Genomic DNA, 17,366 nt, shown 5'->3' on the forward strand with positions numbered 1-17,366 from the left:
AGCCCGGATCAGCGGGGCAGCAACGTGATTCGGGCGTTGTGCACGGGGCTCAAACCGGTGTGATAGCGGCGCGGCGGCTCGATCGGGCCGGGCGCCGGTGCGATGCGCCGGTTTTCGAGGACGACGCGGAAGAGGATGCGCGCCTCGGCGAGGGCGAACTGGGCGCCGAGGCAGCGGTGCGGGCCCGCGCCGAAGGTGAGCCAGGTGTGGCCACTCGGCCGCTCGTCGAGGAAGCGTTCGGGACGGAACGCCATCGGATCCTGGTAGTGCCTCGGTGATTCGTGGATGAGCAGGATCGGGACGATGACGATGGCGCCCTTGGGGATGTGCACTCCGTTGATCACGGTGTCGCGCAACGCCCGCCGGCCGGTGAACGGCGAGACCGGGCGCAGCCGCATCGTTTCGGCGACCACGGCGTCGAGATAGGCGTCGAGGCGGGCAGTGTCGTCCGCCGCGATGGCCGCGTCCAGTTCGGCCATGGCCGCGGGGTGGCCGGCCAGCATGGCGGCGATCCAGCCGAGGGTGATCGCGGTGGTCTCGTAGGCGCCGAGCAGAATGCCGCGCATGTTGCGGGCCAACGCGGCGTCGTCGTGCTGGTCCAGTTCGGTGCCGACGTAGCGGGACAGCACATCTCTCCGGGAGCTCGCGTCGCCGGGCGTGGCGCGCCGTGCCGCGATCTCCTCGATGATGACGGCGTCGACCTCGGCCTGGCGGCGCCGCAGCGGCGGGTAGGGCAGCGTGTAACCGCCGACCAGCGGCGTGATCAGCGTGACCGCGAGGAACCCGCGACTCTCGATCTCACCGAACCACGCACGCACCGCCCGCTTCAGCCGGTCTCGGCGAACCGGCGCGACATCACCGAAGACGACGCCGAGCAGCACTCCGATAGCCAGATCGTAACCGGCGGTCAGGAACTCGAACTCCTCGCCGACCGGCCACTTGGGCAGCTCGCGTTCGACCACCTCGACCATGAGTTCTTCGTAGGACCGCAGGGCCTTGCTCTGGAACGGCGGGGCGAACAGTTTGCGTTCGCGGCGGTGCTCGTCGCCGTCGAGGAAGATCAGGGTCTGCTTGCCGAACATCTGGTCGTGGCTGGAGAACCGGCTCAGCACCTGGCCGATCGAGAAGTCGTCGTGGTTGGTGAACAGGTCGCGCACGTCGTCCATGTCGTAGGTGACCAGCATGGTCGGAAAGCCCGGCGGCGAGATGACGAATCGTTCGCCGAGCTCGAGCAGCGGGGATCCGTGGGTGCCTGGACGCATCAGTGTGCCGATCTGCCCGAGGTGGCGATTGCGGAGGCGGGGCAGATCGCGCAGCGATACGGAGGTCTGTGGCACTGGGCCATCCTGACCGGTGGTTCGGCTGCGCGCAAACCCGAAATCGGTGCGGCGGCAACGGTGCCCGTGACGTTGCTGCCCCTATTTTTCGGGGCTCCGACCAGCGCCTTGTTGATCTTGTGGAAGTCGGCGACCGGCGTACCGGCAGCTATATTGTGGCACTGACAGTCACCACGCACCGTGTGCCACTCCTCGTAGATCAGGGGACCAGGACCGGCCGGATTCAGGCTCCACCGTTAGAGAAAGCAGCTCGTGCACAACACTTTCGTCGACACCCTGTTCGCCCAGGTCGAGAAGCGGCCGACCGATGTGGTGTACCGGTTCCTGGACAGCGGTGACGTCGACGGTGTCGTCCGCGAGATCTCGTACGCGGACCTGGGTACCCGTGCTCGGGCGATCGCGGCCGCATTGCAGGAGGAGCTACCGCAGCGGGCGCTGCTGCTGTACCCGGCCGGTCCCGAGTTTGCCGAAGCGTTCTTCGGTTGCCTGGCCGCGGGTGTGGTCGCGGTGCCCGCGCCGCTGCCGGAGTGGGAGAACCGTTCGCTGCGGCGGCTGCGCCGGATGGTCGCGCACGCCGAGGTGCAGGTGGTGCTCGCGCCGCGGCGCGTGGTGGCGGAGGCGGCGGCGCTGTGTGCGGAGATTCCGGAGCTGGCGGGTGTGCGGTGGCTGGCCACCGACGTCATCGCCGATGGTCAGGCGGCACAATGGCGCGAGCCGGAACTGGGCACGGAGTCGGTCGCGTTCATCCAGTACACCTCCGGCTCGACCAGCGCGCCGCGCGGCGTCCTGCTCACCCACCAGAACCTGCTGCACAACCAGCGTGCGCTCGTCGCGGGGCTCGGCCACGATCGGGTGCTGGCGGACGGGTGGGACGGCGCGCTTTTCGCCAGCTGGTTGCCGATGTACCACGACATGGGGCTCATCGCGCCGCTGCTGCACACGGTGTATCTCGGCGCGAACTCGGTGCTGATGTCACCGCTGCATTTCCTGCAGCGGCCCGAGCGGTGGCTGCACGCGATCGGTACCTATCGCGCGCACACCAGCGGCGGCCCGAATTTCGCTTATGAACTGTGCGTGCGTCGGATTGCGCCGGAGCAGCTCGAGCGGCTCGATCTGAGTAGCTGGCGGGTAGCTTTCAACGGCTCCGAACCGGTGCGCCCCGCGACGGTGCGCCGGTTCACCGAGACCTTCGGCCGGGCCGGATTCCGCGCCGAATCCCATCAGCCGGTCTACGGTTTGGCCGAGGCCACGCTGATCGTGACCGCGCCGTCCATCACCGCGCCGCCGACGTTCCATGAGGTGTCGGGCGACCGCGCACGGGGTGCCGAATTGGTCGGCGTCGGTCCCGCGGCGGCGGGTATGTCGGTCGCGATCGTCGATCCCGAGCACGGTGTGGAGCGCGCCGACGGTGTCGAAGGCGAGATCTGGGTCGCCGGAGACAGCGTCGCGGCCGGGTATTTCCGGGACGAGCAGGCCACCGCCGAGGTGTTCGGCGCGACGCTGTCCGGGGACGATCGGCGCTACCTGCGCACGGGCGACCTCGGATTATGGTGCGGCGGTGAACTGTTCGTCACCGGTCGGCGCAAAGACCTGTTGATCATCGACGGGCGCAATCACTATCCGCAGGACCTCGAATCGACCGTCGAGGCCGCGCACGACGCGGTACGCGCGGGTTGTGTCGCGGCGTTCTCGGTAGATCTCGGGCTCGACGGTGAGCAGCCGGTCGTGGTGGCTGAGGTGCGCGGCGAGGACCCCGGCGACCTGACCGAACTCGAGGGTGCGGTGCGCGGTGCGGTGGCGACCGAGCACGGGCTCAATCTCGCTGCGGTGCTGCTGATTCGGCCGGGCACCATCTTCAAGACGAGCAGCGGGAAGATTCAGCGTTCGGCGTGCCGGGCGGCGTATCTGTCCGGTGAGCTGCTCACGCTGCTGGCGGGTGCGGTGCGCGCGCCGGAGGACGAACTGGACGACTACGACCCGGACGCGGTGACCGAGGAGCCCGCGGCCGTGGCCGAGGACCAGCCGTCCGCCGAGTCGCTGCGCGCCTGGCTGGTGACGGCGATCGCGCGGCACGCGGCGCTGGATCCCGAACGCATCGACATTCACCGGCCGCTGGTCGAGTTCGGTTTGGGCTCGGCCGATTTGGTGGAGCTGGTGGTCGATCTGTCCGATTTCGTCGGACGCTTCCTGGATACGAATCTGTTCTTCGATCATCCGACCATCGACGGGGTGGCCACGGTGCTTGCCGCCGTCGCGGCGGGTGAACCCAGCGCGTCCGAAGCCAGTGTGTCCGAGCCCGCGGCTGCCGACACTGTCGACGACACGGCAGACGAGCCCGACGACGCGGACGACGACGCGATCGCGATCCTGTCGATGTCGTGCCGATTCCCCGGCGGCGCGGATTCCCCGGAGGCGCTGTGGCGGCTGCTGGACGGTAAGGGTGACGCGATCACCGATATGCCCGCTGGTCGCTGGGACATCGACGGACTGTACGACCCGGACACCTCAGCGCCCGGCAAGGCGTACACCTTCCGCGGCGGTTACGTCGACGGCATCGATCGCTTCGACGCCGCCTTCTTCGGTATCGGCCCGCGCGAGGCCACCGTGATGGATCCGCAGCAGCGGATGATGTTGCAGCTCAGCTGGGAGGCGATCGAACGGTCCGGGCGCGATCCGCGCAGCTTGCACGGCAGCGCCACCGGTGTCTACCTCGGCGTCTACAGCACGGGCTATCTGGCCGACCCCGCCCCGGAACAGCTGAACGGCCAAGTGGGCACCGGGCTTTCGCCGAGCGTCGCGTCCGGCCGGATCTCCTACACCCTCGGGCTGCACGGCCCGGCGGTCACGCTGGACACCGCGTGTTCCTCGTCGATCGTGGCGACGCACCTGGCTATGCAGGCGCTGCGCGCGGGCGAGTGCGATCTCGCGCTGGCCGGCGGCGCCACGCTGCTGATGTCGCCGACCGCGCACATCGAGCTGTGCCGGTTGGGGGTGCTGTCGCCGACCGGTCGCAGCGCGCCCTTCTCCGCGGCCGCGGACGGAACGGTGTGGGCCGAGGGCGCCGGTCTGTTGCTGCTGAAGCGGCTCGGTGACGCGCGCCGCGACGGGGACCGGGTGCTCGCGGTCATTCGTGGCTCCGCCGTCAATCAGGACGGCCGCAGCCAAGGGTTGAGCGCCCCCAACGGCGCTGCGCAGGAACAGGTGCTGCGCTCGGCGCTGCGGGTGTCGGGTCTGGCGCCGCACGAGATCGACTACGTGGAGGCGCACGGGACCGGTACCGCGCTCGGCGATCCGATCGAGGCGCGGGCACTGGCCCGGGTGTTCGGGCCGGGTCGTGATCCGCAGCGGCCGCTCGGCCTCGGATCGCTGAAATCCAATGTGGGACATACGCAGGCGGCGGCAGGCGTCGGCAGCATCATCAAACTGGTGCTCGCGCTACAGCATGAGCGCATTCCCGCGACGCTGAACGCGAGTGTGCCGTCACCGCAGGTCGATTGGGTGAACAGCGGGTTGGCTGTGCAGGCCGAGCCGATGCCGTGGCACCGAGGTGACCGGCCGCGTCGCGCCGGGGTGAGCGCTTTCGGGCTCAGCGGTACGAACGCGCATCTGATCCTGGAGGAAGCTCCCGTCGAGCCCGCGCCGGTCGCGGCGCCGGACCGTGGTGGCGTTGTGCTGCTGCCGATCTCGGCGCGCAGTCAGGTGTCGTTGCAGGGCCAGGCGGAGCGGCTGCTGGACCTGGTCGTCGCCGATCCGCGATTGGAACCAGGGCCGGTCGCGCGCGCACTCGCGTTGCAGCGTACCCAGTTCGAGCGGCGTGCGGTGGCGGTGGCCACCGATCGGGACGAGATGATCGGCGCGCTGCGCGATCTGGTCGACGGACGGTCGTCGGCGAATGCCGTCCTCGGTGCCGGGGCGGTCCTCACCAACGCGAAGACGGCGTTCGTTTTCCCGGGGCAGGGCGCGCAGTGGGTCGGCATGGCCAGGGACATGCTGGTCGACTCCGCGGCGTTCCGGGCCGAATTCGAGCAGTGCGACAAGGCGTTCGGCGCGTACACCGGGTGGTCACTGGTCGACAAATTGACCACCATGACCGCAGCGGACCTCATCGACTTCCCGGTGGTGCAGCCGTTGCTGTTCGCGACCATGGCCGCGCTGGCGGCGAGCTGGCGCGCGGTGGGGGTGACGCCGGACGCGGTGGTCGGCCACAGCCAGGGCGAGATCGCCGCCGCCTACTGCGCCGGTGTCCTCGAATTGAGCGATGCCGCACGGATTGTCCTGACGCGTAGTCGTTTGATGCAGGCCATCGCCGAACCGGGCGCGATGGCGATGATCGGCCTACCGGAGGCCGAAGTCGCGCCGCGACTTGCGGCCTTCGACGGCCGGGTATCGATCGCGGCGGTGAATGTGCGGCGGTCGACCATCGTGGCGGGGGAGCAGGCCGCGGTCGAGGAACTGCTGGCCGAGTTCGACCGGGCGGGAACCTACACGCGACTCGGTGCCTCCGGCCCGGGCTTCGCCGGGCATTGCCGGTTGATCGAGTCCATCCGCGATCCGTTCGCCGCGGAGCTTGCCGGTCTGACCGCGGATGCGCCTGCGACGCAGTGGTATTCGACCGTGTCGGGCGAGCCCGTGCCGGCCGCGTCGATCGGACCCGACTACTGGTATCGCAACGCGCGGGAGACCGTGCGCTTCGCGGCGACGATCGAGCGCATGATCGCGGACGGGTACCGGTATTTCGTGGAGCTGGGTGTGCACCCGTCGCTCGCCGCGGCCGTGCAGACGGTGTCGGAGGAGATCTCCCGCGAGGTGGTGTCCGTCGGCTCGCTGGTGCGCGACCAGGATGGGCCCGCCTGCCTGGCCAGGGCGCAAGCCGCACTGTATGTCGCGGGCCACGAACTCGATTGGACCAGGCTGGTGCCCGAGCACGGCCGGGTCGAGCTGCCCACCTACGCCTTCGAGGAGCGACGGTTCTGGACCGAGGGCGCCAACCGGGACACCACGTCGCTCGGGCTCGCCGACGCCGCGCACCCGGTGCTCGGTGCCGTTGTGCCGCAGCCCGAGTCGGGCGGCGTCAGCCTGACCGGCCGGCTGTCGCGGCAGCAACAGCCGTGGGTGACCGATCACGCGGGGCCGAACGCGGTGTTGCTGCCCGGTGCGGCGCTGGTCGAACTCGCCGTCCGCGCGGGCGACGAGGCGGACGCTCCGGTGCTGCGTGAGCTGGTACTGCGGGCGCCGCTGCTGGTGCCCGAGCGCGGCGCCGTGCAGATCCAGGCGGTGGTCGGCGGTGCCGATGCCGAGGAGCGCCGTACGGTGCGCATCTACGCCCGCGACGACAACGATGCGGACGCGCAGTGGTTGCTGCACGCCGATGGCGTGCTCGGCGCGGACTTCGAACCGGCTCCGCCCCAAGCGGATTCGTCGGCGTGGCCACCTGCAAACACGGTGCGAGTCGACGTCGACGCCGTGTATGCCGAGCTGTTCGCGCGCGGCCACCAGTACGGTCCGCTCTTCCGGGCGATGCGGGCGGCATGGCGGCGCGACGACGAGATCTTCGTCGAGGTCGAGCTGGCCGAAGCCGCGCACGGCGATGCCGCGAAGTTCGGCATCCACCCCGCCCTGCTGGACGCCGCGTTGCACGCCACCGCTCTGTTCGCGGCCGACGGCGCGCACGCCATGCTGCCGTTCGTGTGGACCGATGTGGCGCTGTGGGCAACGGGCGCCACCGCGTTGCGCGTGCGGCTCGCCCGCTCGGGACCCGATACCGTCAGCATGGCCGCGACCGATCGGACCGGGCGGCCGGTGGTTTCGGTGGGTTCGGTGCTGTTGCGTCCCGTCGCGGCCGCGCAATGGGACGCCGCGTCGGTCGCTCCCGCGTTCCGTCGCATGTTCCGGATGGAGTGGTCGGAGCGCGCGTTGCCCGTGCCGGACCGGACGCTCACCATGGGCGACTGGGATTCGGTCGGATCGGCGGCCGTCGACGTGCTCAGTGTGCCGGTGCCCGAAGGGGATTCGCCGCGCCAGGTGCACGACATTGCCCAGCAGACGTTGGCAACACTCCAGACAATCTTGGGCGACAGCCGATTCGAGCAGACAACGCTGGTCGTGCGCACACGCGGTGCGGTGGCCCTGCCCGGCGCGGCAGACCCGGATCCGGCCGGCGCGGTGGTGTGGGGGCTGGTGCGTTCGGCGCAGTCGGAGAATCCCGGCCGGATCGTGCTGATCGATACGACCGACCCCGACGTGGACATCGCCGCCCTACTCGCCACCGGCGAACAGCAATTGGCGGTGCGCGACGGCGTGGCGTTCGTACCGCGGTTGGCGCGGCTGCCCGAGCACGCGGCCCGAGCAGCCCACCGGGCGTCACTCGGGGACGGTGCCGTGCTCATCACCGGTGCCCCAGGGCGACTCGGTTCGGCGCTGGCCCGGCACGTGGCCGACACGTACGGCGTGCGGGACCTGGTGCTCGTCAGCCGTCGTGGCATCGATGGGCCCGGCGGCGCCGAGTTGCGCGCCGACCTGGAGAGTCGCGGAGTGCGTGCGCGATTCGCGCGCTGCGATATCGCCGACCGCGCGGCGCTGGCCCAGCTGCTCGACGGCATTCCGCTGGCCGGGGTGATCCACGCGGCCTGCGTCCTCGACGACAGCACCTTCGCCGCATTGACACCGGAGCAGCTCGACGCCGCACTGCGCCCGAAGGTCGATGCGGCACACCATCTGCACGAGCTGACGGCGGATCGAGAGCTGTCGTTGTTCGTGCTGTTCTCCGCGGCGGGCGGACTGTTCGGCACGCCGGGGCAGGCGAACTACGCCGCCGCCAACGCCTACCTCGACGCGCTGGCGCTGCGCCGCCGTGCGCTCGGGCTGCCCGCGCAGTCGCTGGCCTGGGGCGCGTGGGAGGTCGACATGCACGACCACATGTCGCAGGCCGACATCCGGCGGATCACCAGGGCGGGCATCCGCGCGTTCTCGGTGCCGGAGGGGATGGCGTGCTTCGACGCCGCACTGCGCCTGGACGACCCGATTCTGGTGCCGCTGCTGCTCGACACCGACGTGCTACGCCGCGGACCGGCCATCCCGCCCCTGCTGCGCGGTCTCGTCCGACGCGCACCGCGGCGCGCCGTGGCCGACCACGCGAGCGTGGACGTCGCGGCGGGAACCCGCTTCGCCGAACAACTTCGGGCCACCTCCCGGGCCGAGGCCGTCACCGTGGCGATGGCCGCGCTGGCGGAGTGGACGGGCCAGGTGCTCGGTCACTCGGGCAGCGAGACGGTCGCGGCCGAAGAGACCTTCCAGAGCCTGGGGCTCGACTCGCTGATGGCGGTCGAACTGCGCAACAAGGTGCGCGAGCACACCGGCGTCACGGTGCCGCTCGGCGCGATGCTCGCCGAGCAGAGTCTCACCGAGCTCGCCGAGTATCTGGTCGCAGAAGTGCTGCGGCAGTCCGACTCCGACGGCGCCGGCGCCGCTGCCGCCGAGGTACCCGACGTCGAAACGCTCCCGGTGACCAGGGACATGATGCGGCTGCTGCGGACCGAACAGCTGGGTATCCCGAGCGCCGCGCAGACCGGCGGTGTCGCCGTGCGGATGCCGACGCGGGTCACCCGGGCACAGCTGGAGCAGGCGCTGGCCCGCTTGGCCCGCCGACATGCCGCGCTGCGCACCACGATCGTGCCGAGCGAGGAGCACGGACGGCAGCTGGAGATCCGCCGCGAGCCCGGCGCCCTGGCCGGTTGGCGCGACGTCGACCATCTGGATGACGCGGTGGTGCAGGAGCATTTCCGTGCGCTGATGGCGCGGCCGTTCGACCTGACCGTCGGTCCGCTCTGGCGTTTCGAGCTGCTCAACGCCGAATCCGGCGCTCCGGTCCTGCTTTTCGGCGCGCACCACAGCATGAGCGATGTGCAGTCGATGCTGCTCGTCGCAGGTGAACTCGCCGCGGAGCTGTCCGGCGCGCAACTCGACGACACGGTGACCAACCGGGACATGCATCAGCTGCTCGCCGCCCAGCCGAGCAAGCGCGCGGGCGACGACGGCGCGGTCACCCGCTGGCGCGCGGCCTTCGCGGGCGCGCGCAGGCTCGAATTGACCATGGCGCAGCCACGACCGGCTCAGCGCAGCTACGGTGCCGGATCGGTCGCGCTGGACCTGCCGGCGGGCCTGCACGATCGGGTCGCGGACCGAGCCCGCGAGCTGGGCATCACGCCCGCGGCGGTCTTCCTCGGCGCGCTGACCGTGCTGCTGGCCCGGCGCAGGCAGGTCGACCGGTTCGCCCTCGCGGTTCCGGTGGATACTCGCATGCACGCCGACGCCACCGACGCCGTCGGGTACTTCGGTGTGCCGGTGCCGTTCCCCGCGGCGGTCTCGGCGGGTGACCTGGTCACCGATGTGCTGCGCCGAACCGGTGAGCAACTGCGGACGCTGCTCGCGCCCGGCGCGGGCTTCGCCGATGTGCTCGCCGCGCTCGCCACCGAGGGCCTGTATCGGGAGAACGCGCCGCTGATCGAGGTGTACTTCAACTACCTGCGGGCGAACTCCGCGGTCGCGCCGGTCGAGGTGGTTCCGGTCAGCACCGGCTACTCCGATCTCGACCTGATGGTCGCGGTGCTGCCGGACACCGGCCAGGTGTGGTTCACCTACAACAGCGACATCATCGACGCGCGCACCTGCACCGACTTCGGGACGGAGTACCTGGCCACCGTCGCGGCCGCGGTCGCCGATCCCGGCGCGCCCGCCCGGCCGGAAAGCATTGCGCAGCAAACGGAGTCAGGCGTACGCGCGGCGCTGGCCGCGACCTTCACGCTGGGCAGACTGCCCGAGTTGATAACGGCGGCGTCGTCGGACAGCACCGCGATCACCGTCGCGGAAGCGCCTTATCACCAGGTGCTGTCCTGCCTGCGCGACCCGTCGGGCGTGTTCGCGCAGCCCTCCACGGCGCTCGGCATCGTGCTGCTGCGGGCCGCGGATCTGGAACGCTTCGGGGCGGTGTCCGACGACGTGCTCGCCGAGCTCGCCACCGAGTATCCGGCAGCCGTGCGCGCGCTGGCCGAACGCACCCGCAGGCCGCTCATCGTCGGCATCCTGCCGTCGGCGCGCCCGGCGCAGCGATTGCTCGACTGGGAGCGGCTCGTGGCCGAGCGCCTCGGTGACGTCCCCGGCGTCGCGGTGCTGGGGTCGAGCGCGTGGACGCGGCACCATCCGGTGGACCAGCCGTTCGACGACCGGACCGAGATCCTCGCGCATTTGCCTTTCACGCCCGAGTTCCAGGCGGCGGTGGCGCTCACCCTCGTCGCGACCGTCGGCGCGGTGACCGAGCCCGCGCCGAAGGTGATCGCGGTGGACGGCGACGACACGCTGTGGAGCGGGACGGCGGGCGAGATCGGCGCCGCTGCGGTGGCTTTCGACGCACCGCGCCGTACGCTGGCCCGGCGGCTCGCCCAGTGGCGCGCGGCAGGAACGCTGCTGGTGTTGGTCAGCAACAACGACGACGACGTCGTCCAGGCCATCCTGGACCGGCCCGATAGTCCGTTGCGGCCCGCGGATTTCGCGGCCGTCTCGACCGGCTGGGACGGCAAGCCCGAGCGGCTGGCCGACGTCGCGCGCACGCTGAGGCTCGGCCTGGACAGCTTCTGCTACCTCGACGACAACCCGGTCGAGGTAGCGCGGATGCGTGCGCAGCTGCCCGAGGTGCTCTCGGTCACCTGCCCGCCCGCCGACGAAGTGGCCGATTTCCTCATACGGCTGTGGCCGATGGTGCCGATCGCGGCGACGGCGGAGGATCGGACGCGCGCCGACTTCTATCGGCAGGAGCAGCAGCGCGACAGTGCCCGCGCCACAGCCGAATTCGCGGAGTTCCTCGCGGAGCTGAACCTCGCGGTCGAGGTCGAGCCGCTGACCGACGCCACGCTGGAGCGCGCACGTCAGCTGGTGCGGCGGACCACACAGTTCACCCTGGCCGCCGTCACCGTCGACGATCTCGACCGCTGGCGCGCCGAGGGCGAGGTGTGGACGGCGACGGCGCGGGATCGCTTCGGCGAGTACGGCCTGATCTCGGTGCTCGCATTGCGGGCGGACGCGGACTGCCTGGTGCTCAGCGGGTGGCAGCTCAGCTGCCGTGCCCTCGGCCGCGGCGTCGAGGAACGACTGCTCGGCTGGGCGGCGGACCGGGCCGACGCGCTCGGCTGCCCGACCGTCCGGATCTCGGTCGAGCGCACCGAGCGCAACGAACCGGCCCGGCGTTTGGTCGGGCGGCTCGGTGGTGGCACCGATGAACAGCGACCGGACGTTTCGACTACACCGGATCGCCTGCGCGAGTTCCGGTCCTGGGCGACGACCGACGACGCGGAGGTGACCCGATGACCGGCCAGGATGAACGGACTTCGGTGCGCAACTCGGCCGTCGACCGCCGTCTGCGCGGCGAATCGCTCGAACGGGGCACCGCCGCAATGGATGTCGCCGCCCTGCTGGCGCGCACCGGCACCGCCCCGGCGGCGGAGGCACCGCGCCCGCCTGTGACGACGAGCGCGCGGCAGTGGGACGCCGAGACGCTTGCGGCGGCGATCACCGCCGTAGCGAACCGGTACACGGAGACGCCGATCGACGCCGACACCGACTTTTTCGACGCGGGCGGCACCTCGCTCGCCGCGGTGGAACTCGTTGCCGCACTGGCACGAGAGCTCGATATCCACCCGGATCTCGACACCGTGTTCTTCGACGCGCGTCCGCGCAGGCTGGCCAACCGCTGGCTGGCCGACCACCCCGAACTCGCCGCTGCGCGCACGCAGGAGCAGCCGGACACCGACGACCTCGCCCAGCTCTTCGCCGACCTGGCGGGGGCCGACCGGTTACCGCTGGTCGCGGCGCCGGCGCGGGTCGCACCGCGGCGCATCCTGCTGACCGGGGTCACCGGCTTTCTGGGCAGTCACCTGCTGCTGGATCTGCTGCGGCACAGCGAAGCACACGTGGTGTGCCTGATCCGTGCCGACGACGATGCCGCCGCCGCAGAGCGGTTGGCGCATGCGCTGCGACGCTTCGCGCTGCCGTGGTCGCGGGAGGTGCTGCGGCGGGTGACGCCGCTGGCGGGTGATCTGCGCAGGCCCCGGCTCGGCCTGGCCGACGAACAGTGGGAAACCCTTGCCGCGGAAGTCGATTCGATCGTCAACGCCGCCGCCGCGGTGGACTTCCTGCGCGGCTATCCGTCACTGCGCCGGACCAACGTGCTCGGCCCGCTGACTCTCGCCGAGCTGGCCTGCACCGATCGGCCCAAGCCGCTGCACCACATCTCCTCCCTGGCGGTGTTCAACGGTGCCGACGCGGCCACGCTGAGCGAGGACGAGCCGACGGCCAATGTCGCCGCGCTGCCCATCGGCTACGACCGGTCCAAGTGGGCCGCCGAGGCCGTGCTGCGCCGGGCCGGCGAACACGGGCTGGTGGTGACGATCCTGCGGCCCGGCGGCATCGGCAGCCATCCGGAGACGGGCGCGCACAACCCGCGTGACCTCAACTCCGGAATCACCGCCGCCCTCATGCGTTTTCGGACCGTGCCCGGCTTCCGATACCTCAACGCGGCCCCGGTCGATTGGGTGAGCCGGGTGGCCGCGGCGATCGTCGGCACGCCGAGCGCGTGGGGCCACACCTACCATCTCACCGGCCCACCCACCTCGCTCGAACAGGTGGTCGCCGAAACCACGCTGGGCGGCTTGGGTATTCGCGTGCAGCACTGGGAGCAGTGGTGCACGGACGTGGTACGGGCGATCGAGGACGGCCCGGTGCCGGAACTGGCCTCGCTGGCGCAGGTGCTGCAAAGCCCCGTGGCGCGCACGCAACTCGCGGCCATGGTGACCGCGCCGCCCGCCTCGGCCACCCGCACCGCCGCCTTCGTGGCGGCCAACGGCCTGCCCGCGCCGGTCGTCCCCGGCCCGGCGGCGCGCGCGAAGATGCTCGCCGCCATGACGGGCCTCGGACCGCAGCCGGGCGAGGATCCTTACCTGCGGTTCCGCGAAACACTCACCGGGGCGGTCGGTCCGGTCGGTGCCGCCGCCGACCTGCCCTGCGACCTGCGGTTGACGCTGTCCGTGGCGAGCAGCGCCCAGGCGTTCGGCGCGCGAACGCTGGACGTGAGTGGCGAGATGACCTGCGCTGAGCTGCACGAGAGGCCGCTCACGGTGGCGGGCACCGCGACGGTTCGGCCACACGACGGCACGCCGCTGCGGCACGAGGTGCGGCATCCGATCATGCATTACCAACTGACGCTGCGTGATTCGTCGGGTGGCACCTGGTGGCTGGCAGGGTACAAGTTCGCCGCGGCGCGCCGCCGCCTGGTCCGCCAGCTCGGCACCCAGGTGATCGAGATCGGCCGCACGGGGGAGCCCGCGTCGTACTCCGGCGAGGTGGCGGTGCCGATGCACAGCTATCTGCCCGACCAGATCGACGGCATCGAGATCGATCCGCGCCTGTCCGAACGGCAGCGGCGGCTGGCGAAACTGTTGTGGCTCAGCTGGTTCGGTGGCCAGCTCGGGAAGAGTCTGCTCGAGCCGGTGCTCCGCGTCGGTATCGATCTACTGGATCTGCGGCGCGCCATGCGTAAGGAGCACCGATGATTCGATCAGCCGAACTCGCTCGTGGCGAGGCGATCTCGTTCCGCACCGACGACGGGGTCGACCTCGAACTGCGCCGCGTCGGCCCCGACGACGGGCCCGCGGTGCTGCTGGTGCACGGGCACGGGGTGTCGTCGGAGATGTTCGCGCTGCCCGAGATCCGCAATGTCACCGACGTCCTGGCCGACGCGGGCTACCAGTCGTGGCTGCTGGACTGGCGCGGCAGCAGCCGCCTGCCGCACAACGCCTCCGGACGGCCCTACACCTTCGACGATGTCGCGCTCTACGACCTGCCGGCGGCGGTCGCGCGGATCCGCGCGGAGATCGGCGATCGCCCGCTGTTCGTCGTCGCGCACTGCATCGGCGCGCTGGCCTTGTCGCTGAGCATGACCGGTGGCCTGCTGCCCGGCCTTGCGGGCGTGGTCGCGCAGGGGGTGTTCCTGACCCCGAAGGTCAGCACCGCCGCGCGGGTGCGGGTGCTACTCGGCAGCGAGCTGCTCGGCACCCGCGTCAGCCATATCGAGTCCGACTTCCGCAAGGTCGGGCTGTGGAACCGGCGCACCCTGCTCTATGCCGCGCTGTCGCGCAAGGGTGAGTGCCCCGACCCGACCTGCCGGATGGTGCACCACGGATGGGGGATGGGCGCGAAGCTCTTCGAGCACGACCATCTGGACGCGCGCACCCACGACCGAATCGCCGACCTGTTCGGGCCGATACCGTTGTCGGTGCTGCCGCATCTGCGGCAGATGGAGTTGGCGCACGCGGTGGTCCGCTGGAACGTCGACGACGAGCGCTACGCCGCGCTCCCGGAGAACGCGCTCGATCGCGCCGATCGGATCGACTGCCCGGTGCTGTTGCTGGCGGGCAGCCGCAACGAAGCGTGGCTCGACTCCAACAAGCTGTGCTACGAGCTACTTTCGGCGCGCAATCCCGGAGTCGACGTCCGCTACACCGAGATTCCGTCCTACGGCCACCTCGATACCTTCATCGGTCGTGGCGCGGCGCTCGACGTGTTCGGGCACATCGTCGATTTCCTCGACGCGACGTCAGCTCGGCTGGCGTAGTGGCAGGCCCGCGGCTTGATAGATGGCATCGATGACGGTCATGGTCGCGACGGCATCGCCGGGTCCGGTGGCGACGGGCTCGCCGCGCAGTACCGCGGCGGCGAAGGCGTCGAGTTGATAATCGTAGGAGGGACGACGCCCGAATCGCCGCAGCCGCCTGCCGTCCACCGAGCGGACCGACAGCACGTGCCCGAGCTGCGGCAGGATCGGGTTGAGCAGCCGCATCCGGCCTTGCTCGCCGACGACGGTGGCACTGGCGCTCAGCACGTCCGCCGACCACATCGAGCAGCGGATGCGGCCGGTGTGGCCGGACGGGAAGCGCAGCTCGGCGGTCATCGCGCGATCGATCCGCGGTCCACGCAGCTTCGCTTGCGCGGCAACCACTTCCGGGTTCTCGCCGCCGAGCACGCGGGCCAGGTGCACGGGGTAGCAGCCCGCGTCCATCAGGGCGCCGCCCGCCAGGCGGTAGTCGTAGCGGATGTCCGAGGACTTCGACAGCGGGAAGGAGAATGCGGCTTCCACGCGCAGCAGCTTGCCCAATTCGCCGGAGGCGATGATCTTTTCGGCACCGGTGATCAGCGGGTGGTAGCGGTTGTGGAAGGCCTCCATCACCACGACGCCGGATTCGGCTGCCAGCGCCTCGATCTCGCGCGCCTCCGCCGCATTGGCGGTAAACGGCTTCTCGCACAGCACATGTTTCCCGGCCGCTATCGCGGCGCGGGTCCAGCGGCCGTGCAGCCCGTTGGGCAGCGGGATGTAGACCGCGTCGAGATCCGGCGCGTCGACGAGCGCCTGATAACTGTCGTAGACCTGTGCGATGCCGTGCTTGCGGGCGAACTCCTCGGCCCGCGACCGATCCCGCGCGGCGATCGCCGACACCACCACCTCGGGGTTCCGCCCGGCCGGTGCGATCAGGGCGGCGGGCGCGATGGCGGCCGCGCCGAGGATCCCGATGCGGAGTCCGGGGCGCGTGTGGTCGGTCATGCGCAGACATTAACATCGGCGCCGCACCGCAGCCGGGCTGCGCCGACTCCCGCCGATCCCGACCATGCACGCCCAGATCACGAACGAAAGTCGAGAGTATGCGTATCGCGTTGTTGACCGCGGGCACCAGGGGCGACCACCAGCCGTATCTCGCCCTGGCCGACGAATTCCGTTCGCGCGGACATCAGGTCGAGATCACCGCCACCGAGAACTACGCGGAGGTGGTGCGGCGCTCGGGCTTCGAGCCGCACGTCATCCCGTTCAACTCCGCGGAACTGCTGGAGTCACCCGCCGCCAAACGCGGCCTGTCCTCCGGTAATCCGCTGCCGTTCCTGCAGATCATGCGCGACACCGTCAAGATCATGGCGGGCGAGCGCGGCGAGCGGATGCACGAGGTGCTCTGCGGCGCATGCGAATCGGCCGAGGTGATCGTGTCGTGCGCCTCCACGCTGCCGTGGGCGATGGAGCGCGCCGAGAAGACGGGGCAGCGGGTGATCGGCGGGTTGCCGTATCCGCTGGAACGCACCGCGGAGTTTCCGTCGTCGTTCACGGTCAAGCGCATGGTGGCCTCGCGGCGGGTGCGGCTGGCCAGCTACACGGCCTTCGAACTCGCCTACGGGCTGGCATATCGCAAGATGGATCGACGGGTACGGGAACTGATGGGGTTGCCGGGCAAGCCGCAGAATCCGTTCCGCCGCATCCGGGCGGACGGTATTCCGTTGGTGCACATGGTGAGTCCGGTGCTGTTGCCGAAACCGAGTGACTGGCCCGACCGCGCGACCGTGGTCGGTGCGCCGATCCTGCCCGCGCATATGCGTGCGGCCTGGGGCGAGGCGGCGGTCGATCCGGTGCTCACCGAGTGGCTCGACGAGGGCGAGCCGCCCGTCTACTTCTGCATGACCGGCATGCCGATCCTCGATCCCGTCGGCAGCTGCGACCTGATCGACGCCGTGTGCCGCAGGCTGGGGGTTCGTGCCCTGGTGACGGTGAAGGGCGACGGCTTCCCCCGTGGCATCGGTTACGACCGCAGGCTGCTCGTGCTCGACTCGTTCGACTATGACCGCGTCCTGCCGCGCTGCCGCGCCGTCGTCCACCACGGCGGCAGCGGCAACACCCACGATGTGCTGCGCGCCGGGCTGCCCGCGGTGGTGATCGGCGTGCACAGCGACCAGTTCTTCTACGGCTGGCGGATCGCGGCGCTCGGCATCGGTGCGGACTTCCCGTATCCGTCGCTGACCGAGGACCGCCTGCACGACGCGCTGGTTCGGACGTTGACGCCCGAGGCTGCCGAGCGCGCCGCGGAACTCGGCCGGGTAGTGGCGGCCGAGAACGGCATTCGCGCCGCGGCGGACGCGGTGGAAGAACTCGCCGTCACGACGTCGGCCTGA

Annotated in this window: 6 protein-coding genes; 4 read left to right on the forward strand and 2 right to left on the reverse strand. The window is 70.6% G+C overall.

The genetic code is table 11. From position 1 onward, the window contains the following. Positions 1–8: 8 nt before the first annotated feature. A complete protein-coding gene (locus ACIHA7_RS09475) occupies positions 9–1,337 on the reverse strand; it encodes a cytochrome P450 (RefSeq protein ID WP_397287454.1) in 1,329 nt (442 codons plus the stop codon). A 252-nt stretch (positions 1,338–1,589) separates the two neighbouring features. On the opposite strand from ACIHA7_RS09475, the gene ACIHA7_RS09480 reads away from it, so the two are divergent. The 3 genes from ACIHA7_RS09480 to ACIHA7_RS09490 are packed head-to-tail and all read left to right on the forward strand — an operon-like array spanning position 1,590 to position 14,994. After that, positions 1,590–11,693 (forward strand): HAD-IIIC family phosphatase, encoded by a 10,104-nt coding sequence (locus tag ACIHA7_RS09480; protein ID WP_397287456.1) that lies wholly within the window; start codon positions 1,590–1,592, stop codon positions 11,691–11,693. Continuing rightward, entirely contained in the window at positions 11,690–13,933 is a 2,244-nt protein-coding gene (locus ACIHA7_RS09485; RefSeq protein WP_397287458.1) for a thioester reductase domain-containing protein, read from the forward strand. The genes ACIHA7_RS09480 and ACIHA7_RS09485 overlap by 4 nt, the downstream gene beginning before the upstream one ends. After that, positions 13,930–14,994, forward strand: coding sequence for an alpha/beta hydrolase (locus ACIHA7_RS09490; protein ID WP_397287460.1), 1,065 nt, complete (start codon positions 13,930–13,932; stop codon positions 14,992–14,994). The genes ACIHA7_RS09485 and ACIHA7_RS09490 overlap by 4 nt, the downstream gene beginning before the upstream one ends. Here the strand turns inward: ACIHA7_RS09490 and ACIHA7_RS09495 are convergent. Further along, entirely contained in the window at positions 14,977–15,978 is a 1,002-nt protein-coding gene (locus ACIHA7_RS09495; RefSeq protein ID WP_397287462.1) for a Gfo/Idh/MocA family protein, read from the reverse strand. The genes ACIHA7_RS09490 and ACIHA7_RS09495 overlap by 18 nt on opposite strands. A gap of 98 nt (positions 15,979–16,076) precedes the next feature. Here ACIHA7_RS09495 and ACIHA7_RS09500 point away from each other — a divergent pair, with 98 nt between their 5' ends. Beyond that, a complete protein-coding gene (locus ACIHA7_RS09500; protein WP_397287464.1) occupies positions 16,077–17,366 on the forward strand; it encodes a glycosyltransferase in 1,290 nt (429 codons plus the stop codon).

It is taken from the genome of Nocardia sp. NPDC052316, assembly GCF_044547795.1.
In the GTDB taxonomy this organism is placed as follows: Bacteria; Actinomycetota; Actinomycetes; order Mycobacteriales; family Mycobacteriaceae; genus Nocardia.

Excerpts from the sequence above, each read along its gene's own strand:
- ACIHA7_RS09485 (WP_397287458.1), top strand. The coding sequence starts at position 11,690 with ATGACCGGCCAGGATGAACGGACTTCGGTGCGCAACTCGGCCGTCGAC.
- ACIHA7_RS09495 (WP_397287462.1), bottom strand. The coding sequence starts at position 15,978 with ATGACCGACCACACGCGCCCCGGACTCCGCATCGGGATCCTCGGCGCG.
- ACIHA7_RS09490 (WP_397287460.1), top strand. The coding sequence starts at position 13,930 with ATGATTCGATCAGCCGAACTCGCTCGTGGCGAGGCGATCTCGTTCCGC.
- ACIHA7_RS09500 (WP_397287464.1), top strand. The coding sequence starts at position 16,077 with ATGCGTATCGCGTTGTTGACCGCGGGCACCAGGGGCGACCACCAGCCG.